The organism is Streptomyces sp. (genome assembly GCF_036524955.1).
In the GTDB taxonomy this organism is placed as follows: Bacteria; Actinomycetota; Actinomycetes; order Streptomycetales; family Streptomycetaceae; genus Actinacidiphila.
Genome location: NZ_DATDBG010000162.1, coordinates 1 through 23,454, shown reverse-complemented (window position 1 = coordinate 23,454; position 23,454 = coordinate 1). Strand labels below are relative to the sequence as shown.

Annotated in this window: 24 protein-coding genes; 10 read left to right on the top strand and 14 right to left on the bottom strand. The window is 69.0% G+C overall.

Going from position 1 to position 23,454, the window contains the following annotated elements:
* Nucleotides 1-141 precede the first annotated feature (141 nt).
* Together VIW71_RS13130 and VIW71_RS13125 are read right to left on the bottom strand one after the other, a co-directional pair.
* A complete protein-coding gene (locus VIW71_RS13130; protein WP_331622317.1) occupies nucleotides 142-915 on the bottom strand; it encodes an SDR family NAD(P)-dependent oxidoreductase in 774 nt (257 codons plus the stop codon).
* Nucleotides 916-1,005: 90 nt separating this feature from the next.
* Nucleotides 1,006-1,602, bottom strand: coding sequence for a nuclear transport factor 2 family protein (locus VIW71_RS13125; protein WP_331622316.1), 597 nt, complete (start codon nucleotides 1,600-1,602; stop codon nucleotides 1,006-1,008).
* A gap of 137 nt (nucleotides 1,603-1,739) precedes the next feature.
* Here VIW71_RS13125 and VIW71_RS13120 point away from each other — a divergent pair, with 137 nt between their 5' ends.
* The 8 genes from VIW71_RS13120 to VIW71_RS13085 all read left to right on the top strand — a co-directional run bounded on the left by VIW71_RS13120 (nucleotide 1,740) and on the right by VIW71_RS13085 (nucleotide 9,608).
* The gene (locus VIW71_RS13120) at nucleotides 1,740-2,069 is read left to right on the top strand and encodes a TcmI family type II polyketide cyclase (protein ID WP_331622315.1); all 330 of its coding nucleotides are present in this window, start codon (nucleotides 1,740-1,742) and stop codon (nucleotides 2,067-2,069) included.
* Nucleotides 2,066-3,337 carry a beta-ketoacyl-[acyl-carrier-protein] synthase family protein gene (locus VIW71_RS13115; RefSeq protein WP_331622314.1) on the top strand — a complete coding sequence of 424 codons (1,272 nt, stop codon included), beginning with the start codon at nucleotides 2,066-2,068 and terminating at the stop codon, nucleotides 3,335-3,337. Before VIW71_RS13120 ends, VIW71_RS13115 begins: the two co-directional genes overlap by 4 nt.
* Entirely contained in the window at nucleotides 3,334-4,551 is a 1,218-nt protein-coding gene (locus VIW71_RS13110) for a ketosynthase chain-length factor (protein ID WP_331622313.1), read from the top strand. Before VIW71_RS13115 ends, VIW71_RS13110 begins: the two co-directional genes overlap by 4 nt.
* A gap of 21 nt (nucleotides 4,552-4,572) precedes the next feature.
* On the top strand, nucleotides 4,573-4,845 hold the full coding sequence (locus VIW71_RS13105; protein ID WP_331622312.1) for an acyl carrier protein: 273 nt from the start codon (nucleotides 4,573-4,575) through the stop codon (nucleotides 4,843-4,845).
* Between the two features lie 21 nt (nucleotides 4,846-4,866).
* Nucleotides 4,867-5,649, top strand: a complete 783-nt coding sequence (gene fabG / locus VIW71_RS13100; protein WP_331622311.1) for a 3-oxoacyl-ACP reductase FabG — start codon at nucleotides 4,867-4,869, stop codon at nucleotides 5,647-5,649.
* 13 nt (nucleotides 5,650-5,662) lie between these two features.
* Nucleotides 5,663-6,607: an aromatase/cyclase gene (locus VIW71_RS13095; RefSeq protein WP_331622310.1), complete on the top strand. Its 945-nt coding sequence runs from the start codon at nucleotides 5,663-5,665 to the stop codon at nucleotides 6,605-6,607.
* 2 nt (nucleotides 6,608-6,609) lie between these two features.
* Nucleotides 6,610-8,115, top strand: a complete 1,506-nt coding sequence (locus VIW71_RS13090) for an FAD-dependent monooxygenase (protein ID WP_331622309.1) — start codon at nucleotides 6,610-6,612, stop codon at nucleotides 8,113-8,115.
* A 68-nt stretch (nucleotides 8,116-8,183) separates the two neighbouring features.
* On the top strand, nucleotides 8,184-9,608 hold the full coding sequence (locus tag VIW71_RS13085) for an FAD-dependent monooxygenase (RefSeq protein ID WP_414720738.1): 1,425 nt from the start codon (nucleotides 8,184-8,186) through the stop codon (nucleotides 9,606-9,608).
* A 21-nt stretch (nucleotides 9,609-9,629) separates the two neighbouring features.
* On the opposite strand, the gene VIW71_RS13080 is transcribed toward VIW71_RS13085, so the two are convergent.
* Together VIW71_RS13080 and VIW71_RS13075 are read right to left on the bottom strand one after the other, a co-directional pair.
* Nucleotides 9,630-10,301, bottom strand: coding sequence for a helix-turn-helix transcriptional regulator (locus tag VIW71_RS13080; RefSeq protein WP_331622307.1), 672 nt, complete (start codon nucleotides 10,299-10,301; stop codon nucleotides 9,630-9,632).
* A 225-nt stretch (nucleotides 10,302-10,526) separates the two neighbouring features.
* Complete coding sequence (locus VIW71_RS13075; protein ID WP_331622306.1) at nucleotides 10,527-11,183, bottom strand: helix-turn-helix transcriptional regulator; 657 nt, start codon at nucleotides 11,181-11,183, stop codon at nucleotides 10,527-10,529.
* 645 nt (nucleotides 11,184-11,828) lie between these two features.
* Here VIW71_RS13075 and VIW71_RS13070 point away from each other — a divergent pair.
* On the top strand, nucleotides 11,829-12,728 hold the full coding sequence (locus VIW71_RS13070) for a hypothetical protein (RefSeq protein ID WP_331622305.1): 900 nt from the start codon (nucleotides 11,829-11,831) through the stop codon (nucleotides 12,726-12,728).
* Nucleotides 12,729-12,788: 60 nt separating this feature from the next.
* A complete protein-coding gene (locus VIW71_RS13065; RefSeq protein WP_331622303.1) occupies nucleotides 12,789-12,986 on the top strand; it encodes a hypothetical protein in 198 nt (65 codons plus the stop codon).
* A gap of 3 nt (nucleotides 12,987-12,989) precedes the next feature.
* Here the strand turns inward: VIW71_RS13065 and VIW71_RS13060 are convergent, their stop codons facing one another.
* From VIW71_RS13060 to VIW71_RS13015, 10 genes are all read right to left on the bottom strand, one after another.
* The gene (locus VIW71_RS13060; RefSeq protein ID WP_331622302.1) at nucleotides 12,990-13,919 is read right to left on the bottom strand and encodes an SRPBCC family protein; all 930 of its coding nucleotides are present in this window, start codon (nucleotides 13,917-13,919) and stop codon (nucleotides 12,990-12,992) included.
* A 6-nt stretch (nucleotides 13,920-13,925) separates the two neighbouring features.
* Nucleotides 13,926-14,585, bottom strand: a complete 660-nt coding sequence (locus VIW71_RS13055) for a histone protein (RefSeq protein WP_331622301.1) — start codon at nucleotides 14,583-14,585, stop codon at nucleotides 13,926-13,928.
* Nucleotides 14,586-15,144: 559 nt separating this feature from the next.
* Entirely contained in the window at nucleotides 15,145-15,927 is a 783-nt protein-coding gene (locus VIW71_RS13050) for an enoyl-CoA hydratase/isomerase family protein (RefSeq protein WP_331622300.1), read from the bottom strand.
* Between the two features lie 7 nt (nucleotides 15,928-15,934).
* Nucleotides 15,935-17,194, bottom strand: coding sequence for a cytochrome P450 (locus tag VIW71_RS13045; RefSeq protein ID WP_331622299.1), 1,260 nt, complete (start codon nucleotides 17,192-17,194; stop codon nucleotides 15,935-15,937).
* Nucleotides 17,195-17,296: 102 nt separating this feature from the next.
* Complete coding sequence (locus tag VIW71_RS13040; RefSeq protein ID WP_331622298.1) at nucleotides 17,297-18,664, bottom strand: cytochrome P450; 1,368 nt, start codon at nucleotides 18,662-18,664, stop codon at nucleotides 17,297-17,299.
* A gap of 11 nt (nucleotides 18,665-18,675) precedes the next feature.
* The gene (locus VIW71_RS13035; RefSeq protein WP_414720736.1) at nucleotides 18,676-19,269 is read right to left on the bottom strand and encodes a GTP-binding protein; all 594 of its coding nucleotides are present in this window, start codon (nucleotides 19,267-19,269) and stop codon (nucleotides 18,676-18,678) included.
* The gene (locus tag VIW71_RS13030) at nucleotides 19,241-19,630 is read right to left on the bottom strand and encodes a DUF742 domain-containing protein (RefSeq protein ID WP_331622296.1); all 390 of its coding nucleotides are present in this window, start codon (nucleotides 19,628-19,630) and stop codon (nucleotides 19,241-19,243) included. Before VIW71_RS13030 ends, VIW71_RS13035 begins: the two co-directional genes overlap by 29 nt.
* On the bottom strand, nucleotides 19,630-20,454 hold the full coding sequence (locus VIW71_RS13025; protein ID WP_414720737.1) for a roadblock/LC7 domain-containing protein: 825 nt from the start codon (nucleotides 20,452-20,454) through the stop codon (nucleotides 19,630-19,632). Before VIW71_RS13025 ends, VIW71_RS13030 begins: the two co-directional genes overlap by 1 nt.
* A gap of 20 nt (nucleotides 20,455-20,474) precedes the next feature.
* Nucleotides 20,475-21,632: an ATP-binding protein gene (locus tag VIW71_RS13020; protein WP_331622294.1), complete on the bottom strand. Its 1,158-nt coding sequence runs from the start codon at nucleotides 21,630-21,632 to the stop codon at nucleotides 20,475-20,477.
* Nucleotides 21,633-22,200: 568 nt separating this feature from the next.
* On the bottom strand, nucleotides 22,201-23,454 hold a 1,254-nt coding region (locus VIW71_RS13015), incomplete at its 5' end, for an acyltransferase family protein (protein WP_331622293.1).

The window sequence follows — 23,454 nt, the reverse complement described above, 5'->3', positions numbered from 1 at the left end:
TTCGGGCCGGCACGCCGTTCACGGGGTGTTCGACACCCGTCCGTGACGGTGCGGCGGCCGGGTAGGGAAGACGGTCGGCGGCGCGGCCGGCCGGGCCGGACGGGGGCGTACAGGTCCGGGCCGCGACACGGCCGAACGGGGTCACACGGACGCGCCGTCCACGAACAGGTCGGTGCCCGTGATGTTCCCGTTGGCCGCGGAGCACAGGAAGACGATCGCGGCGGCGACCTCGTCCGGAGTGCTGATGCGGCCCGTGGCCGTCGCCGCGGCGATCGCGTTGACGGCCTGTTCGCCCAGGCGGCCGCGCAGGCGCGCCCCGTCGACGGCCCCCGGGCTGACCGTGTTGACCAGGATCCCCGCGGCGCCGAGATCGATGGCCAGGCTGCGGGTCAGGCCGTGCAGGGCCGCTTTGGAGGTGGCCATCGCCGCCTGGTACGGAGCCCGGCCCGCCCGTCCGCTCACCCAGCCCGTCGAGGAGACGAAGACGATCCGGCCCCAGCCTTCTCGCCGCATGGCGGCGACACAGGCCTGGGCGGTGCGGTACGTCCCCTCCACGTCCGCCCGGAACTTGCGCTGCCATGCCTCGGCCGGAACCTCCTCGAAGGCCCCGTGACCGTAGACCGGTCCGAACGTGGCATTGGCCACCAGGACCTCGATCGGTCCCCAGCGCTCCTGGACGGCCGCCACGGCGGTGTCTATCGAGGCGATGTCACCCAGGTCGTAGTGGACGGACATCGCCTCACCTCCGAGTGATTCGACGTCCTTGGCCACCGCCTCTCCCGCCTGCGGGCGCGTGCAGTACGTCACCGCCACACGCGCGCCTTCCTGCGCGAACGCCCGAGCGGTCGCCGAGCCCACGCCGTCGCCCGAGCCGGCGGTGACCAGCACAACCTTGTTCTTGAGTCCGAGTTCCATGAGTATTCCCAGGTCAGAGGCTTCGGGGCGGCCTGGAGTCGGCGCCCGGTGCTGATGCGTGAAATCCGTGGGGTCCGGGCCGGCGCACGGTCACCCCTCGGTCGGTCGCCCGGTGCCGGAGGCCAGCGCCCGCGCGCGACCGGCCAGGTCCTCGTAGTCGCGCATATGGACGATCAACCCGTCGCGCAGCCGCACGACAGTGACGAAGGAAGGCAGGAACGCTTCCCCGGTGGGAAGGACCATCCCTTCCAGGGTGTATTCGGCGATCACGACCTCGGGGTCGGCCGCCTCGTGAACGGTCAGCGACCGTACCGCGTCGAACCGCACCGGAGCGCGCCCGAACCCGAGAGCGAAGTGGGCGCGGATCGCGTCCCGGCCACGCACAGCGGGCCAACCGGGCCGGAACGGGTTCTCAAGTACGGCATCGGCGGAGTACAGCTCGGCCATGGCGTCGATGTCCTTGACGATGACGGCGGCGAGCAGCCTGTCGATGACGTCGCACCTGGTCTTCTCGCTCGTGGATGATCCGTTTATCTCAACCTCCGGTGCAAGGTGTCGGAGTCGTCGCGGGAACAGCCCCTCGGGCGTGGCCGGGACGCCGTGGGCAGCCACGCGCCAGGCCGGTCGTCCCGGTTCGGGTGACCCTACGCACGGATCCCCGGAGCACGGTGCGGACGCGTGGGGCATGTGCACTTAAGTGCAGCGATTGAGGGTCATTTGGTGCAGTGACGGCTTCCGGAGATACGGGCGGAATCACCGGGTCCCTATAACTGGGACGTCCCAGTCACTTCCTGGCGCCAGGAGCGTCCCCCGTGAGGAGTGCGATGCACAGTACGTTGATCGTGGCGCGGATGAATCTCGCGTCGAAAGATCATGTCGCCGATCTTTTCGCGGATTTCGATGCCGGTGACATGCCTCATCTGATGGGGACACGCCGCCGGCAGCTCTTCGCCTACCGAGGCCTGTACTTCCATCTGCAGGATTTCGACACCGACAACGGCGGCGAGTCGATCGAGCGCGCGAAGGCGGACCCGCGGTTCGTGCGGATCAGTCAGGACCTCAAGCCGTTCATAGAGGCCTACGACCCGGTCACCTGGCGGTCACCGAAAGACGCCATGGCGGCGCGCTTCTACTCCTGGGAGGCGTCCGGATGAAAGGGAGACGGGTCGTGATCACCGGCATCGACGTGGTGGCCCCCGGCGGAGTCGGCGTCAAGGAGTTCTGGTCCCTGCTGACCGACGGCCGTACAGCCACCCGCGACATCAGCCTCTTCGACCCCACGCCCTTTCGCTCCCGGGTGGCCGCGGAGGTCGATTTCGACCCTGAGGACCACGGCCTGAGCCCCCACGAGATCAGGCGGATGGACCGGGCGGTGCAGTTCGCGGTGGTCGCCGCACGGGGTGCGACCCGGGACAGCGGTCTCGACTCGGATCCGGTCGACCCGCATCGGATGGGTGTCACCATCGGCACCGCGGTCGGTTCCACGATTTCCCTCGACCAGGAGTACCGGACGGTGAGTGACGGCGGCCGGCTGCATCTCGTCGACCACAGCTATGCCGTACCTCACCTCTACGACTACATGGTGCCCAGCTCTTTCGCGGCGGAAGTGGCGTGGGCCACCGCCGCCGAAGGGCCGACCACGGTGGTGTCCACCGGCTGCACCTCCGGCCTGGACTCGGTCGGCTACGCGGTCGAGCTGATCCGCGAAGGCTCCGCCGATGTGATGATCGCCGGCGCGGCGGACGCGCCGATCTCGCCGATCACCGTGTCCTGCTTCGACGCGATCAAGGCGACCACGCCCCGCACCGACGACCCGGGGAGCGCGGCCCGGCCCTTCGACTCGACTCGGGACGGATTCGTGCTCGGCGAGGGCGCCGCCGTGTTCGTCCTGGAGGAGCTCACCCGTGCCCGGAAGCGCGGCGCCCACATCTACGCGGAGATCGCGGGCTACGCCACCCGCAGCAACGCGTACCACATGACCGGACTCAGGCCCGACGGTGCGGAGATGGCCGAGGCGATCCGAGCGGCGCTGGACGAGGGCCGGGTCAACGGCGAGGAGATCGACTACATCAACGCCCACGGCTCGGGCACCAGGCAGAACGACCGGCACGAGACCGCGGCGTTCAAGAGGAGTCTGGGGGAGCACGCCTACCGGACACCGGTGAGTTCGATCAAGTCGATGGTGGGCCACTCGCTCGGAGCGATCGGCTCGATCGAGATCGCCGCGTGCGCCCTCGCGATCGAGCACAACGTGGTGCCTCCGACAGCGAACCTGCACACCCCCGACCCGGAGTGCGATCTCGACTACGTCCCACTCGTCGCCCGGGAGCACGTCACCGACGCGGTCCTCACGGTGGGCAGCGGGTTCGGCGGCTTCCAGAGCGCGATGGTGCTCACCCGTCCCGGTCAGGTCCGGCGGTGACCGCCGCGGTGGTGACCGGACTGGGCGTCGCCGCGCCCAACGGCCTCGGCACACGCGACTACTGGGCCGCCACGCTGGAGGGCGAGAGCGGCATCGGCCGGATCACCCGGTTCGACCCGGAACCGTACCCCGCCCGACTCGCCGGTGAGATCAAGGGCTTCACCGCGAAGGAGCACCTGCCCGGAAGGCTGTTGCCGCAGACGGACCGGGTCACCCAGCTCTCGCTCGCCGCTGCCGACTGGGCGCTCGACGACGCCGGTGTCCGATCGGACGAACTGCCCGATGCCGACATGGGTGTGGTCACGGCGAGCTCGGCCGGCGGTTTCGAGTTCGGCCAGGGCGAACTGCGGCATCTGTGGAGCCAGGGCAGCGAGTTCGTCAGCGCGTATCAGTCCTTCGCCTGGTTCTATGCCGTGAACACCGGCCAGATATCGATCCGGCACGGAATGCGCGGCCCCAGCGGGGTGGTCGTCAGCGACCACGCCGGCGGGCTCGACGCCATCGCGCAAGCGCGGCGGATGATCCGAAAGGGGCAGCCGCTGGTGGTGTCCGGCGGCGTGGACGCCTCCCTGTGTCCCTGGGGCTGGGTCGCCCAGATGACCGGCGGACGGCTCAGCACAGCGGAGGATCCGTCCCGCGCTTTTCTCCCCTTCGACTGCCGCGCGCGGGGACATGTGCCGGGGGAGGGCGGTGCGATCCTCGTGCTGGAGTCCGCGGATGCGGCGCGGGCGCGAGGCGCGACCCCCTACGGCGAACTCGCCGGTTACGGCTCCACCTTCGACCCCCGTCCGGGCAGCGGACGCGAGCCCGGCCTGCGCAGGGCGATCACTCTGGCCCTCGCCGACGCGTGCCTGGACGCCCGCGAGGTGGACGTGGTGTTCGCGGACGCCGCGGGCCTGCCCGCACTCGACCGGATCGAGGCAGCGGCGATCGCGGACGTCTTCGGGCCGCGTGGTGTGCCGGTCACCGCCCCCAAGACCATGACCGGACGGCTCCACGCGGGCGCTGCCTCCCTCGATGTGGCGGCGGCCCTGATGGCGATGAGGGACGGCGTGATCCCGCCCACGGTGAACGTCGTACCGCTGCCCGAGTACGCCTTGGACCTGGTCCAGGGCCGCCCCCGGGCCGTGCCGGTCCGGTCGGCGCTGGTCCTCGCCCGCGGCCACGGCGGATTCAACTCGGCCGTGGTGCTGCGCACGACGAAGCAGACATGAACCCATGAGAGGAGAACCCCAGTGGCTGGCACTCAGTTCACCCCGGAGTACCTCGCGCACATCCTGACCCTCGCCACCGGTGTGGACGAGCACGGCGATCTGGGTGATTGCCTGGACACGGATTTCGCGGCTCTGGGATACGAGTCCCTCGGACTCCTGGAGACCGCGAGCCGGATCGAGCGCGACTACGGCATACGACTCGACGACTCGCTGGTGACCGTCAGCGCGACCCCGCGTGCCCTGATCACCGCGGTCAACGCACAGATCGGCCGGACCGCGCAGCGGGCTACCTGAACAGGAGAGAAAGGCGGGCTCATGCAAGAGGTTCGACGTGTCGCCGTGGTCACCGGAGGCACCAGCGGAATCGGACGTGCCGTCGTCGAGCTCCTCGCCGCCCAGGGGCATCGGGTGTTCCTCGGGGCACGCGGCGCCGAGAACGTGGCGGCCACGGTCAAGCAACTGCGCGAGGAGGGGCTGGACGTGGACGGTGCCGTGGTCGACGTCTGTTCGGAAAGGGCCGTCGAGGATTTCGTCCAGGCCGCCGTCGATGTCTACGGGACCGTCGACGTCCTGGTGAACAACGCCGGGCGCAGCGGCGGCGGGCCAACGGCCGACATCAGCGACGAACTCTGGTACGACGTGATCGAGACGAACCTGAACAGCGTCTTCCGGATGACCCGGGAAGTGCTCAACACCGGGGGCATGCGGCGCAAGGACCGCGGCAGGATCGTCAACATCGCGTCCACCGCGGGTAAGCAGGGCGTGGTGCTCGGCGCCCCCTACTCCGCCTCGAAACACGGTGTCGTCGGCTTCACCAAGGCGCTCGGCAACGAACTGGCACCCACGGGCATCACCGTCAACGCGGTCTGTCCCGGATACGTGGAAACGCCGATGGCCCAGCGGGTCCGCGAGGGCTACGCGGCGGCCTACCACACCACAGAGGCGGCGATCCTGGAGAAATTCCAGGCCAAGATCCCCCTCGGCCGCTACTCAACACCCCAGGAGGTGGCCGGCCTGGTCGGCTATCTGGTGTCCGACGCAGCCGCATCCATCACCTCGCAGGCGTTGAACGTCTGCGGCGGTCTGGGCAATTTCTGAGAGGAGTTCCCCTGTGCCGCACCCGAACGCGCACGAGGCCGAGCACGAGATCTTCATAGCGGCCCCGGCCGAGGCCGTGTACGCGCTGATCGCCGACGTGGAGAACTGGCCGCGGGTGTTCCCGCCGACCATCCATGTCGACGCGGTCGAGCGGACCGGTGCCGAGGAGCGCATCCGCATCTGGGCCACGGCCAACGGATCGGTCAAGGAATGGACATCGCGGAGAGTCCTCGATCCACAGGGACTGCGCATCGACTTCCGCCAGGAGGTGTGCGCCCCGCCGGTCGCCGCGATGGGCGGGGCCTGGGTGATCGAGCGCCGATCCGAGACCGGGACACGGCTGCGACTGCTGCACGACTACCGGGCCGTCGGGGACGATCCCGAAGGCCTTGCCTGGATCGACGAGGCGGTCGACCGCAACTCCCGTTCCGAACTGGCCGCGCTCAAGGCCAACGTGGAGTTCGCACACAGCGCGTCCGAACTGACCTTCTCCTTCGAGGACAGCGTTGAGATCGCCGGTTCCGCCAAGGACGCCTACGACTACATCCACGACGCCCACCTGTGGCCCGACCGGCTGCCGCACGTGGCGAAGGTCAGCCTTCAGGAGGAGACGCCGGGGCTGCAACTGCTGGAGATGGAGACCCGCGCCCGGGACGGTTCCACCCACACCACCGCGTCCTATCGCGTGGCGTTCCCCCACCACAGGATCGCCTACAAACAGGTCACTCTGCCGGCCCTGATGAACCTGCACACCGGTCTGTGGACCTTCACCGAGCACGGCGGCGGGGTGACCGCCTCCTCGCAGCACACCGTAGTGATCAACACCGACGCCATCACCCGGATCCTCGGCCCGGCGGCGACCGTCGCCGACGCCAGGTCCTACGTCCAGCGGGCGCTCAGCGCCAACAGCAGCGCGACGCTGGGCTACGCCAAAAGGTATGCCGAGAGCGCCGTCTGACCATGGACACCCAGGTCATCGTCGTCGGCGCCGGTCCGGTGGGCCTCATGCTCGCCGGTGAGCTGCGGCTCGGCGGCGCGGACGTCATCGTGCTGGAGCGCCGTCGGGCCCCGACCAGCGAGTCAAGGGCCTCCACCCTGCACGCCCGCACCATGGAGATCCTGGACAGCCGAGGACTCCTCGACGCCCTCGGCACGCCGCCGAACAGCGTGCTCGGGCATTTCGGCGGAATCCCCCTCGATCTGACCCTCCCCACCCGGTATCCCGGCCAGTGGAAGGTCGCCCAGGTCCGCACCGAACGCCTGCTCCAGGAGTGGGCTCTCGCGCTCGGTGCGGACATCCGGCGCGGCTGGGAACTCCGGGAACTGGCGCAGGACGGCGACGCGGTGCACGTCACCGCCGCCACCACCGAGGGCACGCGCCGGCTGCGTGCCGCGTACCTCGTCGGCTGCGACGGAGAGGACAGCGCCGCCCGGCGGCTCATCGGTGCCGCGTTCCCGGGCCGGCCGGCCCGCCGCGAACTGCTGCGCGCGGACGTGGCGGGGATCGAGATCCCCGGACGGCGCTTCCAGCAGATGGAGAGGGGTCTGGCCATCGCCGCCCGCGACCCCGACGGCATCACCCGGGTGATGGTCCACGAGTTCGCCGGCGACGCATGGGCCTGCCCTGACCCACCCGGGTTCGCCAGGCTGGCCGAGGTCTGGAAGCGGGTCACCTGTGAGGACATCAGTGGCGGCACACCGGTGTGGGTCAACAGCTTCGGTGACGCCGACCGGCAGCTCAGCCGCTACCGGCACGGCCGGATACTCTTCGCCGGCGACGCCGCCCACCAGCAACTCCCCGTCGGCGGTCAGGCTCTCAACCTCGGGCTTCAGGACGCCGTCAACCTCGGCTGGAAGCTGGCTCTCACGGCGGGCTCCGACCCGCCCGAGGGGCTGCTGGACAGCTACCACGACGAACGACACGCCGTGGGCCGCGGCGTGCTCGCCAACATCAGGGCGCAGGCAGCGCTGCTGCTCGGTGGCCCCCGCGTCGAACCGGTGCGCGCGCTCGTACGCGAGCTCATGAACCACGAGCCGGTCCGCGCACGGCTGGCGGGGATGATCAGTGGGCTGGACGTCCGCTACCCGACCGGAGGTGCGGGCCACCCGCTGCTCGGGTACCGCCTGCCGGTCCAGGACCTGACGATCTTCCCTGGCGACGGTGAGCCCGCGCCGGCCCGGCACGGCGGACAGGGAATGCTGCTGGATCTTCGGCCGGTGGCGGACGCCCGGGCCGACGGCAGGGTCCGCGTCACAAGAGCCCGCGCGGCACCCGGATCGCCCCTGTCAGGCAGTGCCTGCGTCCTGGTCCGGCCGGACGGGCACATCGCCTGGCTGGGGCCCGATCCCGATCGGGCACGCGACGCGCTGCTGCGCTGGTTCGGGCCCCGGACCCCCCGCCTGTCCGGTCACCCGGCACAGGCCGGACAGCGGACGAAGTCGAGAAGCCGGACAGAGAACGGATGAGGAGGAACGACGTGGACACCGACGTGGATACCGATGTGATCGTGGTGGGTGCCGGACCGACCGGGCTGATGCTCGCAGGAGAACTGCGGCTGGGCGGCGCCGATGTCGTCGTCGTGGAGCAGCTGGTGAGGCCCAGCGGGCAGTCGCGCGGCCTGGGCTTCACCGCGCGCGCCATGGAGGTCTTCGACCAGCGCGGGCTGCTGCCGCGTTTCGGCTCCCTGGAAACCAGCCCGATGGGTCACTTCGGAGGGGTGCGGTTCGACTACACCGTTCTGGAGGACAGCCACTTCGGCGCACGCGGCATCCCGCAGTCACAGACCGAGCAGGTGCTGGATGCCTGGGCAACGGAGCTCGGAGCGGACATCCGGCGTGGCTGGGAGGTCACCGAACTGGTCGACGACGGCCGGACGGTGACCGTCACGGCGCACACCCCGGAAGGTGTCCGTCAGCTGCGCGGCGGCTATCTCGTGGGGTGCGACGGCGGCCGCAGCACTGTGCGCAAGCTGGCGGGGTTCGACTTCCCGGGTACGCCGCCGACGCGCGGGATGTATCTCGCGGACGTCGCCGGCTGTGACCTGCAGGCCCGGCTTCTCGGCGAACGGCTGCCCGACGGCATGGTGATGGCCGCGCCGCTGGGCGGCGGGATCGAAAGGATCATCGTCTGCGAACACGGCACCCCGCCGGGTGAACGCGACGACTCCCCGAGCTTCGCCGAGGTCGCCGACGCCTGGCAGAGAATCACCGGGGAATCCATCCACCACGGCCGGGCGACCTGGGTCAGCGCCTTCACCGATGCCACACGCCAGGCCACCGAGTACCGGCGCGGCCGGGTGCTCCTGGCGGGAGACGCCGCACACATCCACCTCCCCGCCGGCGGGCAGGGCATGAGCACCGGCGTGCTGGACGCCGTCAACCTCGGCTGGAAGCTCGCCGCGACCGTCGGCGGCTGGGCCCCGGACGGACTCCTGGACAGCTACCACGACGAGCGGCACCCGGCCGGAGCCCGGGTGCTGACCAACACCCGGGCTCAGGGCATGGTGTTTCTCGGCGGTGAGGAAGCCGACCCGCTGCGTGCCCTGTTCACGGAGCTCCTGGCCCACGACGAGGTCAAACGTCACCTGTCCGGCATGATCAGCGGCCTGGACGTCCGCTATGACGCCGGTGAGGAAGACCACCCCCTGGTAGGCCGGCGGGTACCGCCCCGAGCTCTGCTCGGGGACAGCGGCAGGACGAGCACCACGGAGTTGCTGCGCGGCGGCCAGGGCGTCCTTCTCGACACGGCGGACGACCCCCGGATTCGCGCGGCGGCAGAACCGTGGAAGGTCCGTGTGACCTCCACGACGGCCCGCCCCGAGACAGACGACCCCTTCCTCGGCGCCCCGTCCGTCCTGGTGCGACCGGACGGGCATGTGGCCTGGGCCGGAACCGGTCCTGACAGTCTCCAGGCGTCCCTGCGCCGCTGGTTCGGCGCTCCGGACGGCGGCCGCGCGTGATCGTGCCTCGCGCGGCAGCCCTCACAAGGCGTTGATGCGCAGGGCATGGGCCACGGCATGCTGCCGGTTGCGAAGGCCGAGGCGGGCCAGCATGTCGTGGATGACCGCCTTGATGGTCCGCTGTGAGAAGTTCAGCGAAGCGGCGATCTCGTCGGTGTTGAGGCCGAGGGCCAGCAACCGCAGCACCTCGATCTCGCGGGGCAGGAAGCCGCCCAGAGGGTTGGCGGGGGGAGGAAGAACCTCGCGCAGGACGCCCTCGCAGCCGCGCGGGGGCGGGATGCGCGGGAGCGCGCCCTCGCCCGCCCGGAGGGGAGGAGGTTCAGCCCCCACCGTGACGAGCGCGCGATGAGCGGCTGTGTCGATGACCGCATTGCGGATCTGCGCGAAGGTGGTGCGACTGCGGACCAGCACTCTGAGCGGCACCCTGGCGGCGGAGTACGCCAGATGGGACTCGGTGATCTCGTCGGCCACGATGACAATGCGCGCCGCCGGGTTCCGCGAGCCGGCCACCGCCCGCCGGACACGGGCGAGTTCCGCCTCGGTCAGCGACAGCAGCAGGGCGAGAATGACATCGGCGTTCCCGCTCTCCTGCTGCGGAAGGATACTGATCTCCCTCCAGCGCCCCAGGAACCTGGTGGCGCCGGACTCCGTGATCGGGTCGTCGGAGATCAGACACACCGTCGTCACGTTCATAGCGGGTGCTCCTGTCCGGGCGAGGACCTGTCCCGGGAGAGGGGACGGGCCGACGGCCACACCGTGGATCGGTGGAACGCTCTGTACCTGGGCCGTTGAAGGGAGTCACACGGGCGGGGAACGGCGCCGCCGCGCGACGGCGGGCAGCCGCTGTCACCGCCCGCGGCTCGACGAGGCGAGTTCCGATCCACGCAACGAGAACCGGTCACCGCCCCCGCGGGGGAGTCAGATCGCACCGGTCTGGAGCGCATAGGCCACCGCGTGGGAGCGATTACGCAGGCTGAGCCGGCTCATCATGTCGGCCAGGATCTTCTTGACGGTGCGCTCGGAGTAGTTGAGCTGCTGTGCCAGCTCCGCGGTGTCGTAGCCCTCCGACAGCAGCCGCAGCACAGCTATCTCTCGGGCGGCGAAGCCGGCGAGTGCGAGCCCGTGCGGCTCAAGGACGTTGCGCTGGACGGTCTTGACCTGCTCGATCAGCGACCGGACAAGGCTGCCCGGCAGGATCGCGCGCCCGGCCGCCGCGTCCAGCACCATCTGGCGGATCTTCGGCATGGTCGCCGTGGGGCGGGGCAGGAAGCCGATCAGCCCGTAGCCGAGTGCCTGGAACAGGTGCCGCTCGCTGATGCCGTCCGCCACCAGGGCCGTCCTCATATCCGGGTGTTCGGCGGCCGCGGACACCTCTCGCATCCAGGTAAGGGTCTGTTCGGTGACCGCGCGGGTGAGCAGCAGCGCGACACCCGCGGTGTGACGCCCGCCGGGGGGCAGCACGGTTATCCGTCCGGAACTGCGCAGGAACTCCTCAACCGCGTCACGGGTCATCGGGTCATGGGTGTGGACCGCGACCGCAGGCCAGACCGGCGTCGGCTGGGGCTTCGGGAGCATGGCGGGTCTCCATCCTGGCTTCACAAACGGGCCCTTCGGCTGTGCGGTGCCGTGACGAAGCCCTTCGTTGGTCGGGGCAGCCGCCACAGCCCCGGTCCGGGTGATTTCGGCTTCGGTCGGCCTTGACCGGCTCAAGCGTCTACGGAACGGAATCAACGTCCGGGGGCGGTCGAACCGCGCGGAGCACGGACGCCCCAGCCCGCGTCGCGCGGCCTCAGTCCGCGACACAAGCTGGGATGGACGGCAGGATCGAGCTGCGGCAGAGGAACCGCAGTAAGCAGAATTTTAGGTGCGCCCGCCGTAGCTCGCACCTCACGCGGGATGTGTGCCGACCCGGTCCGGTTCTCCAGGTCCCCGCGCTGGGGAAGAAGCCGGAGCAGGCCATCCCGCACGGCTACCGCATCGGGCCGAAGACGGTGGAGGGCCAGCACCTGACCATGGGCACCGTCACCCACGGTGTTCCCCCCAGAGGAGGCGTCGTCGTGGGGGTCGAGGTGTACCTGGTCGAGGACGACGGCACGGTGTTCACCGTCGGCCGTATCGCCGTGCCGGGTGATCCGGGCGTCACCGGCCGGCGTGGTGCGATGATCGGTTTATCCTGGAAAGTACGGAATGGTACGACCGTATCGACGCTTGTGAGGTCGTATGGACGACGACGCGGAGATCATCGAAGAGCCGGAAGAGCCCCACGCGACAGCTGAGGCCGACGAGCCCGGGGAGCCCGGGGAGATCGCCGAGGGAGCGCTGGTCGAACCGTACGAGGGGCCGGACGTGCTGCTGGATGTCCCGGTCCTCAAGGTCGACGAGATCGATCTGGAGGTCGAGGACCTGCGGGCCCGGGTGTCGCTACAGGCCGAAGTGCTCGATCTGCTGAGGCTCAACGTCGGGGTGAACGTGGAGTTGGGCCGGGTGAAACTCGACATCACGGGCGTTGAGGCTCAGGCACTGCTCAAGGTCCGCCTCGACAACGTGGTTGAAGTCGTCAGTCGAGTACTGGCGACGATCGACCGGAATCCGCAGATCCTCGAGCACGTCACCTCGTCCCTCGGTTCTGCGGTTCGTGACATCGGAAGCGGCACACGGGAGGCCGTAGGCGAACTCGGTCACGGTGCGAGTAGTGCTGTGGAGGAGGTCGGCGAGGGGGCCGGCCGGGCTGCCGAAGATATCGGTGCGGGGGCGGGGGCGGCTGAGGAGGACGTCTCCGGCAGCGCGGGGCGAGCCGTCGAAGGTGTCGGAGAAGGCGCCACGGGCGCCGTCGAGGGAGCCGAGCAGGTGGTGGAAAGCGAGAATGAAGGCGCGGCGGGTGCCGTCGAAGGAAGCACAGGGAAGCGGACTCGTAAGACCGCCGGCGCCGCACGTGGTACGGGGAAGAAAGAAGCCAAGAAGGCCAAGGCCAAGACGACTGGTGGGGAACCACGCTCCCGAGCCACGACCGCGTCGCGCCGCCGTTCGGCACTCATGAGGGGAAGGGCGGAGTCGCCGGGCTTCCGGCAGGAACCGAGGCAGCCGCGTAGGCGGGGTGGGCAGCGGAAACATCCGCCATGAACTCCGGCGTCGTCCGCGCCTCCCGACCTTGACTCGGCGGACATCGCGTTCACCGCCACGGTGAACGCCGATCGGCTCCGGTTCGGCGAGACGCAGGACACCGAAGTCCATTTTACCGGCTCGCCCGGAAGGGAGTCGGTCTCGTCCAGTGACCGGATCAACCTGCCCGGCCGGGTCGAGTCCAACGCCGACTACCGTGACGTCCGAGTGCGCTATGTGCTGGCGACCACGTCACCGATCCCACCAGGACGGTTCTGACGCCTACTGTTCCTCTTCTTCTTCGCCTTCTTCCTCTTCTTCTTCCTCATCCTCCTCTTCGTCTTCTTCTTCGTCGTCCGGGGCAGCGCCTTCCTCTTCTTCTTCCTCTTCTTCTTCTGCGATGACCTCCTCGTGAGTGCGGACGACCTTACCGCTGCGGATTTCGCCGCGCCATCCCTCGGCCTCTTCCTCGGCGAATGTCACGTACTGCTGGAAGTTTTTGAAGTCCAGACGAACCCGCCGGCCCTGTGCGCGCCAGATGTTTCCCGTCTTCTCTGCTACCCCGGACGGGTAGTACGTCATGACCAGAACGATTCGGGTGAGCGTGGGAGTGATGTCGTGGAAACTGACGGCTCCTTGCGTGGTGCCCTGAGATCCTTCCGAAGTCCAAACGATGCGGTCGTCCGGTACCTGTTCCTGGACGGTTGCTTTCCATTTACGGGTCGACGGTCCCACCTTTACGGTCCACTCGCTGGTCGCCTCGTCACCGCGTGCGGCGTCCTGTACACCTTTGGTGAAGCGGCTGAAGTTCTCGTACTCCGTCCAGTGGTCGTAGGCGGTACGCAGCGGTACCCCCACATCGATCATCTCGATGATGGTCGTCGCCTTGGTGTCGCTGGACTGATCACCTCCGCCCGATTCCCCACCCGATACCGCTTCCTTGACCTTGCCTGCGACCCCGCTTTTGACCTCTTCCAACTTTTCGCCGACGACGGCCTTGGTCGGAGACTCTCCATGGAGAACACGAGAGCCGATCTTGGGCAGGATACCGCTGCCTTCAGCGGTGTCGGTGATGCGCCCTGTCGAGTCCGCCAGCTTGTCTCCGGTCTTCTTTGCCAGATGCTTCACCTGGGCGCCGACATACTGGCGGAGTTCTTGCCTGAGAAGTTCCAACGGCGTCTGGTCTGCCGCACTCTTCTGGTCCGTTGCCATCGCACGTCACCTCTCGTGCTGCATTCGTGAGACCGGCTTCTTGGTGGATGTACTTCTCCTTGCGGAGGTTTTCCTGTCGGGCGGGGATTTTTTCTCGGATCCCTTCCTGGTCGCCGGTTTTCTTCCGGGAGTGTTCTGTCCTGCTGCAGACTTTGCCTCTCCCGTGTCGGAATCCCGCGTGCGTGCGCGCTGCGGACGCGGCGTGTCGGACCTGTCCTCCGCGGCTTCGTCTTCTTCCTCTTCTGCCTCTTCTTTCTCTCGTTCGTCTCGTTCTCGTTCTTCTCCTTCGTCTCCGCCTTCCTCTTCGCGGCCTTCCTCCGGCTCGCCGTCCGTGTCCTCAGCGGCGTCCTTGTCCGTCTCCCCGCTCAGACCGAGTGTTCGCTCGTGCAGGGCGTCGGTGAGAGCCGTCACGCGACGGTTTACGATGGCCGACACAGCCGCACGACCCGCCTGCGCGATGTCAATCTGGGCTTGCTCGCCTCCTTCTCCGCCTCCCGGCACACCGCCGATCTTGCGGATGCCGCCGGCTACGACCTCCCGTGGGTTCAGAGCCCTGCCCAGCAGGAGCGCTGTCGCGGTGAGGGCCATCCGCCCCTTCTTGTTGCGGCCCAGGACATAGCCGCCGAGGACGGCGGCTGCCAGCCCGGTCTTGTTCGGTTCGCTCATCACTCTGCCTTCTCACGCTGGAGTTCCTCGGGTCATGTCCGCCAGCGGTGGTGCCCGGACGCATGGCGGGTCTCCTGGCTCCTGGCCTGCGACCTCGGCGATCCACACGACCCCGCGAGCAGGAGCGCGCGGAACGGTGGGCAATGCGCCGAGGAGTCCCACGGGCTCTCTCACAGAGACCGTGTGTCGCGCGGGTGCCCTCCGGGGGCCGAGTTCCTGCTCGCCGCTCCTTTCCACAGGTATCAGTCTGGACACTTTTGGCTGAAGCGCATCCTGAGCAGGACCGATGGACGGAGCTGCTGGGGCTGAGTCGCTGTTCGCGCCGAAGGGCGGAGCAGCAAGGAGGTCAGGCCCGGCGAGCTGTGCCCGCACGATGCGCCACGACAGGGCGTCGCCGGACGCCCGCCGACGCTCCGCAGACAACCGAGCCGCCCGCCCCAACAGCCCTGCGCCCCTTCACGCGCCCGCGGCACCGGACATCCTCGCTGCTGCCCGATTCCTTGCCACCCGTCTTGCTCCGCCGGCCGTGGGAACGGCTTCCGGCCCCGGAGGCCCGAGGTCAGGCTGTGAAGGGATCAGAGGGGAGGGGCGCCAGCTGGGAGACGAGGAGGTGGGCGTCGAGAAGTCCGCTGTCTGCCGGGCGGTTGGCTCTGGACTGGACGGTGAGCATGCGCTTGGTGAGGGTGAGGGCCTCGGGCGAGCGTCGGGTGAGCGGCCGTACCCAGGATTCGATCGCCGCGTCGAGTTCGTGCGGGGCGGCGACTTTGTGCAGGATCGCCATGTCGAGAGCCTGCGCGGCGCCGAATCCCTCGCAGGTGAGCATGTACCGCCGGATGCGGGAGGCCCCGGCTTCGGAGACGAGCCGGCCGAGTGCGCCTCCCCAGGCGGGGGGAACCCCGAGGCCCACCTCTGGCATGCGGAACCGGCAGGTATCGGCTCCGACGCGCAGGTCGCAGAAAGCGGCGAGGGCGAGGCCTGCTCCGATGACCTTGCCGTGCAGCCGGGCCACGGTGACCACGCCGGCAGACTCAAGGACTTCGCAGACGCGCTGGGCCTTGTCACCGATACGGCGCAGAAGTCCTCCGCCGGGGTCGGTGCGAAGGGCCGCCCCGTACTCCTCGCGGTCGGCCCCCACGCAGAAGTCGTCGCCGGCTCCGCTGAGCACGAGTATGCGTATGTCGGGCCGGTCGGGCAGTCCGCTGAGGACGGCGAGGAGCTCATCGAGCATCGCCGCGGTCAGCGCGTTCCCGGTCTCCGGCGCGTGCAGTTCGACGCTGAGGACGGGCCCGCTCTGGTGTACGCGCAGCCCCTTGAATACGGGGCCGGTGAGGTAGGTGTTCATGCTTCTCTCAGTCGAGGGCTACGTGTAATGCGGTAAGGCGTCGGAAGGCGACTCGGGGCTCCCACTGAGGCGTACGGGCGAGCGTCAGCCGGGGGAAGCGGCGGAGCAACTCGTGCAAGAGGGTCTGCGCCTCCAGCCGTGCCAGGGGCGCGCCGAGGCAGTAGTGGATGCCGCCGCTGAAACTCAGGTGCGCGGCCTTGCGGTGCAGGTCGAACAGTTCGGCGTCCTGGTGTCTGGCCGGATCCCGGTTGGCGGCACCCACCATCAGGTGGACCATCTCGTCGGCCTTCACCGGAACGCCGCCCAGCGTGCAGTCGGCCCGGGCGATGCGGCTGATGACGTGGGTGGGCGGATCGTAGCGCAGCGCCTCTTCGACGGCAGCCGGCACGTACGCGGGGTGCGAGGCCAGCCAGGACCACTGGTCGGGGCGCTCCAGCAGGAGCAGGGCAGTGGTGGACAGAAGCGTGGAGGTCGTCTCCAGGGCGGCCAGAAGGACGAACAGCGCGAGGAAGTACACAGCCTCATCGGCGACTTCGGGAATGTCCTCGATTTCGTCCCACGTGGCGATCCACCGGGAGACGGGGTCGGGGCCGGGGTTCTTGCGCCGCTCGCGGACCAGACCGACGAAGTACGCCCGGAGCTGCGCGGTCGACGCGTCGGACTTCGCCAACTGGCTCGCAGAAGGCAGGAGTTCCTGGGCGAAGACCTGGTCGTGGGTCAGCTCGCGCAGGAGCGGATAGTCCTCCGCGGGTAGCTGGAGCCACTCTCCGATGGTGGCCACCGGCAGTTCATCGCTGACCAGAGCGCTCAGATCGGCCTCACCGTGGCGCAGCTGTTCACCGAGACCGTCGAGGAGCCGGCGGGTGATCCCGGTGACCGTCTCGCGGAACCTCCCGAGCGAAGCCCGGTCGAACATGCTCCCCGCCGAGCGCCTGACCAGGGTGTGGTCCGGAGGGTTGAGCGCGGGCAGCGTCCGGCTCATCTCGCGTGCGGAGGGGGCGGTCCACCGGGTGCCGGTGCCCTGTCGGTCCCGCCAGCTCGCGTCGGGTTCGAGCCAGTCACGGCTGCGGAGAACCTGGTCGCACAGGTCGAAGGAGGTGACGACGTGTCCTCCCCAGGGGGCTGCGACGACTCCACCCATCGACCGGAGTTCCGAGTAGATCGGAAAGGGGTCGGCCTGGCCCTTGGCCGTACGAAGACGGGAGAAGAGCCCGACCGCGGAACGGTGGTCGGTGGACGGAGTTGTCGCAGTTGTCGCAGGCGCCACGATGGCTCCTTCAGAGGGGTCCGGACAGTGAGGCCGCCGATCCCTACCCCTGCGGCTGGATCTTCATACAAGACGCCAGCCACGTAATGCGTGTTGCCTGGGTCACTCTCCCTTGGACCATGCCAGGAACCGGCTCCACAGCGTGCTCTTCGCCGGCTGCGGGGCCGCCGCCTGCTTGAGTGCGGGTGCCGGCACGGGTGAAGGCGCGTTGTGCGTCCGTGCGGCGGGGCTGGGTGCCTGCATGCTACGGGGGGTGAAGCGGATGGGCAGGGAGGCCAGAGAGCGGCTCCAGGGCGCGGGTGTCCAGCTCAGGTCGGCGAACGGCGTGCGAAGTTCGACGTCGGGCAGCCGGCTCAGCAGGGTTTCGATGGCGGTGACGGCGATCACCAGTGCGGGGTCCTTCGCGGGGCACACGTGCTTGCCCGCTCCGAAGGCCAGGTGCGCTCGTCCGCTGAGCCGCTGGCGGTGTTCCGACATGAGCGGGTCGGTGTTGGCGGCCGCGAAGCTGATCAGGACCGGATCATTGGCCTTCAGCATGCGGCCGGCGAGCTCCACGTCCTGGACCGGGTAGTGGCCGGCGTAGTTCGCGATCGGCGCGTACTTCCAGAGGACCTCGTTGACGGCGTCCTCGACGGGAAGGCCGGCCGAGGTCTGCGTCTGCGCGTACTTGTCGTCGCCGAGCATGAGGGCGGTGCCTGTGCTGATGGCCGCGGCCAGCGGCGCCGTGCCGCCGGACAGCAGCGTCACCAGTTGGTTGGCCATCTCCTCGTCGGTCAGGTTCGCCGAGTGCTCCATCAGCCGCGAGGTGATGTCGTCGCCGGGGTGGCGGCGCTTGAGCGCGATCAGTTCTCCCAGCGCCTGGCCGAGGATCTCGTTGGCGCCAGGCGAGCCCTCGAAGATTCCGCTGATGCCGACGATGATGCGGTCGCCGATCGCTGCCGGGCAGCCGAAGAGGTCGCTGAAGACCAGCAGCGGGAGCTGCGTGGCGTAGTCGGCGACCACATCGGCCTGGCCCAGGCGCTGACGGCTGAACTGGTCGATCAGGTAGTCGGCCACCTGCTGCACCTGGCGTGCGAGCCGGTGCTCGTTCACCTTGACCAGGCTGTCGGTGACTGCCTGGCGGAGCCGTGCGTGAGCGGCCCCGTCCGAGAAGAGCGCGTTGGGGCGGTAGGCCATCATGGGCAGAGCGGGGCTGTCAGCGGGGACGCGCCCCTCGTTCAAGGCCCGCCACCGCCGGGAGTCCCGGACGAAAGTGGCGTCGTTCTGCAGGATGTAGAGGGCTGCGTCGTAGCTGGTGACCAGTTCGACCTCGACGCCGGGCGCGATGTCCACCGGCGCGCTCGGCCCGAGCTTACGCAGGTAGTCGTAGTGGCCGTCCGGGTCGGAGCCGAACTGGGTTCCGTACAGGGACAGGTTCCCGTGGGCAGGGCAGCCGGGTGGGGGGCTTTGGGTACCGGTGTGCTGCTGCATGAGCGTGGCTCCTAGCCAAGACGAGACAGAAGGTGGTTCACGAGGGTGATGAGCGCCCGAGCCGCGGACTTCTCGCTGCGCACGTCGCAGGGGACGACGGGGGTGCCCTCCGGGAGGTTCAGGGCGTCGCGGACTTCGTCGAGAGGGTAGGGCGTCGTGCCGTCGAAGTAGTTCACTCCGATCGCGTAGGTCAGGCCGAACCGCTCCACGAGGTCCAGGACGGGGAACGACTCCGCCAGGCGCTGCGGGTCGACCAGCACCAGCGCGCCCAGCGCGCCGCGCGACAGGTCTTCCCACAGCTCCTTGAACCGCTCCTGGCCCGGGGTGCCGAACATGTAGAGCGTCAGGTCGTCGCCGAGGGTGAGGCGGCCGAAGTCCATGGCGACCGTGGTCGTGGTCTTGTGCGGCGTATTCGACAGGTCGTCAAATCCCGTACTGGCCTCGGTGATGAGTTCTTCGGTACGCAACGGCTCGATCTCGGAGAGGCTCCCGATGCACGTGGTCTTCCCCACGCCGAAATGCCCGACGACAAGCACCTTCACCGGAGTGCGCACTGCTGTATCTGTAGACACGTGATCAGGCTCCGAACCGTGCTTTGAGGCCATTGAGTACGTCGGTGAGGAGTTCCCGGTCGATCTTCTCCGCGCGCGGCACCGGCGGCCGTGCCGAGATCAGGCCGGCGTCTTCCAATTCCGTCAGCAGGATCCTCACCACTCCCAGGGGCAGACGGGTGCGCGCAGCCACCTCGACCACCGGCCGAACGCGGCCCGCCAGCAACTCCACGACCTTGCGCGCCTCGGGCGTGAGGATTCTGCTGCCGGACGCCTGCTCGGTGGCCGTCACCAGCGTCATACGCGAAAACACGTTGTCAGAAGGAAGGCCGCGGCCGTTGGTGATGACGTAGGCGCGGACCAGTTCCGTCGTCAGATCCAGGTCCAGATCCGGATCCTGGCCCGGTTCGTCCATCACGTCTGGTCCGCCGTCTCGCGCGCGGGGGCCGAGAGGTACTGGCCGAGTTCGGGCACGAGCCGATGCATCCGAGTGGTGATGTCCTCGATATCGGTGTCATGGGCCGCTGCGGCTGCCAGACAGGCACCGTGGCCGGCCGCGATCAGGAAGATCCAGCCGTGGGAGAACTCGACGACCGTCTGCAGCCACTGCCGGTCCGGGTCCGCCCCGGCGAAGGGCGCGGTGGCGCGGCTCAAGGACTGCATGCCGGTCATCGCGGCGGCGATCGTGTCGGCCAGGTCGGGATCCATACCCCTGGTGGCACCCCGGGGCAGCCCGTCGGCTGCGAGCAGGACCGCGTGACGCGCGCCAGGCACCTGGGAGACCACCTCGTCGAGGCCGGGAATGCTCGACCGCTGCTGCCCGGAGTCCTCCGGAGAAGGCGACCTCCAGCGGCGTGGTTGCTCCTCGGCCACCGTCCGCGGAGGGGAGGTGAGCTCCCTGCCCAGCCGCCCCACCAGTTGCTGCATCCGGAACGTGATCTGCTGCATGTCGACGTCAGGAGCCGCCGCCGCAGCGAGATAGGCCCCTTGGCCGGCGGCGACGAGAAAGATCCAGCCGTGGGAGAACTCGATGACCGTCTGCTTCCACTGGCGATCCTGACCCTGCCCGGCAAAAGGCGCGGTGGCGCGGCTCAGGGACTGCATGCCCGCCATGGCAGCGGAGATCGTGTTCACCCCCTCCGCGGTCATCCCCGCCGTCGCTCCCCGTGGGAGTCCGTCAGCCGACAGCAGCACAGCGTGCCGGGCGCTGGGCACGTTGTTGACGATGTCCTCAAGCATCCATGAGAAGTCCCGTGCGCTCATCGCCGCTCAGACCCCTCGTCGGGCCCGGGCAGGGACTCGCGGCCCGACAGCGTGCCTCGCTGGAAGGCGCCCATGCGCCGGCCTGCGGCCTGACTGCCGTCCTGGGAAGCGCCGACCGGGTTCACCGGACGGACCTCGTCGCGAACCCTCGCGACGGGTACCTGCCGGGCCCCTCGTCTGGGGAGCCCGCCCACCGTGCGCTCCACGGTTTCGGACGCGTCGGCGCCGGGGCTGGGAACGGCACTGAACTGGGGACTCGTCCTCCGCTCCATGTCCTCCTCCGTCCACAGATCCTGGGGCAGCAGCACCACCGCACGAACCCCGCCGTACCGCGACGTCCCCGTCACGTCGACGTGGAACCCGTGGTCGCGGGACAGCTTCGCGATGACGGGGAAACCGAACTTCGGCGGATTTCCCAGTTGCGCCATGCTGGGGACGAACTGGCCGGAGAGAAGAGCCGATGCCTTCTGCTTGTCCTCCTCGCTCATGCCGACACCCGCATCATCGATGACAATGCACAGGCCGTTGGGCGTCGTCCGGAAGGTCACCTCGATCGAGGTATTCGGATTGGAGGAGCTGGCCGCGTTGTCCAAAAGCTCCGCAACTGCCAGTGAAACCGCAGAAACAGCGGGAGCCTTGATCGAGAACGAGCCCTGCGAAAGAATATCCACGCGATTGAAACCGACGATCTGCCCCTGGGCGCTGCGCACCACGTCATAAACGCTCGCCGGATCCCGGCGGCGCCCGAGGATGCCACCGCAGATCACCGAGATCGCCTGCGCACGCCGAGAGAGCTGCGCATTGCTGTGGTTCACCTGGAGCAGTTCGTTGAGAACCTCGTGGCCGCCGTATTTGAGGGAAATCCTGTCGATGACCACCTGCTGCTCGGCGGCAAGCCCCTGCAGGGTCCTTGCGGACGATTTCAGAACGGTCCTGGTGCTTTCCTCAGCGGCCTCCACGGCGTCCCGGATCGCCTGATCCTGCTCGGCCAGGAACCGGGAGTTCTCCGCACCGATCTTCCGGGCTTCGGCTTCCGCGTGGGCTGCCCGGCTCTGGAGTTGCGTCAACTCCGCGGACTTGGCCGCTATGATCCTCTTGCTGCGCCGCAAAGCGATCACGACGACAAGGGTGCCAATCGCGATCACGGCGACCATGCACCAGATAATCGCATCACGAGTGCTAGTCATGGAACTCTTTCCCGGCTTCGTTTCTACAGCCGTCGATAGATGCACCGTGCGATAACCCGCAGTTCAACCGCCGGAGGCGACTGCACCGCCGAGGTTTTGAGAGTCAGCCTCTCAGAACAGCACTTGATCCAAGTGGATCATGGTCGCAGGTTTGATGATGTTACCACCGGCATAGGCCGCGACGTCACGTCGGGCATGTCGCCCGGCACCTTTGCATCAATGTCGCAACTATCTACTTTTTGCCTGAATTCGCCAAATTCGAGCCTTCGCCGGGGCAATGCTGCAGTGCGCGGCGTTGAAAGCGGCACAGCTCGGGGGCCGGTCCGAGTTGCCGAGTCCGCTCTCGTACTGTAAAAGCATGGCTCCAGTGCCGTTTCTCGCGAATTTGTTGCCGTTTGCGTGTACCCGGCGGACAGCACATTCAGCGAAGCAGGGTGCCCTTACCGACCCGCCGGGCGGCGCTCCCGGGCCGGGACGGGCCCGGTCGGTGGAGGGGGCGCGGAGCCGCCGTGCTGGGGGACCGCCTACGGCCGGATCACCGGCCGCCGCCCTGGGCGAGAACCGGCAGGAAGTACGCACCCGCTGTGACGGCCGTGCAGGCCAGGACGGTCAGCGGGAGGGCACGCGCTGCCCGCCAGGGGCGGGCGCTCAGGCGCTCGGTGAGCAGGTAGTGCAGAAACAGGGCGAGGAACCACGTCACCGCGCCGCCGACCAGCAGCAGGGCGTAGCCGGTGATGCCCGGCTGCCCTCGGCGCAGCAGCCAGTAGACGGGAAGGTGCAGCAGGTAGACGCTGTACGACATCCGCCCCAGTTCCGTCAGCAGGCTCGCCGACAGCAGCCGCGCCAGCGGACCGCGTTCGGTGCACAGCACGGCGGTGAGCAGCGCGGCGCAGACCGCCACCGCGGTGGCGGCGGCCCCCGCCCCCGGGTAAGGCCAGGGCGCCGGACGGCCGCCTGCCAGGACCCCCACCGCGACCAGGACGGCCAGGGCCGCGAAGCCGGTCGCCGGCAGCAGCACGGCCGCCGGGCCGGAGCGCCGGCTGTTACGGCGCCGGGTACCGTGCGCGGCCGCACGATGGGCGAGGTGCACGGCACACGCGACGGCGGAGCCCGCGAGGAGCGGGACGGCGCGGACCCGGACGACGGCGTCGGCGAACCCACCGGGGTACAGCAGCGGAGCGGCGGCGGAGCCGACGAGGAGCAGGACGACGGCCGTGGCGACAACGGCGATCCGGCGTCGCAGGAGAAAGCAGAGCAGGCCCAACAGCAGCGGCCAGACGAGACAGAACCAAGCCGTGACGCTCAGCGGCCACAGGGCGGCGAGGGGAGCGGTCATGACCGGGGCGGCCCAGGGAGTCTGGTGGTGGGCCGACTGCGCCCAGTCGGTGTACTGGAACAGCACGGCAGGGATCTGCCAGGACAGGTTGCGGGCCATCGGGAGGGAGCCGAGGCCGCAGCACAGTGCGAGAGTCACCGCGAGAACCACCAGCAGGGCGGGGAAAAGCCGTTTGAAGCGCCGGGCCAGGAACGCTCCGGCGCCCGTCCGGCGGGTCGCGTCCACCCTGCGGATCAGCGTCAGTGTGACCAGGAAGCCGGACAGCACCAGCAGGACGTCGATCCCCAGGCGCGCCCCCGAGAACCAGCCGGTGTCGTACAGCAGGACCGCCAGGACGGCCAGGCCGCGCAGACCGTCGACGGCCGCGAAGCGGCGGCTGTCGGGCCGCTCAGTCCCGGGCCCGGTCCCGGATGTCGGTTCCGTCCCTGGTCCCGGCTCGGGTGCCGGCTCGGC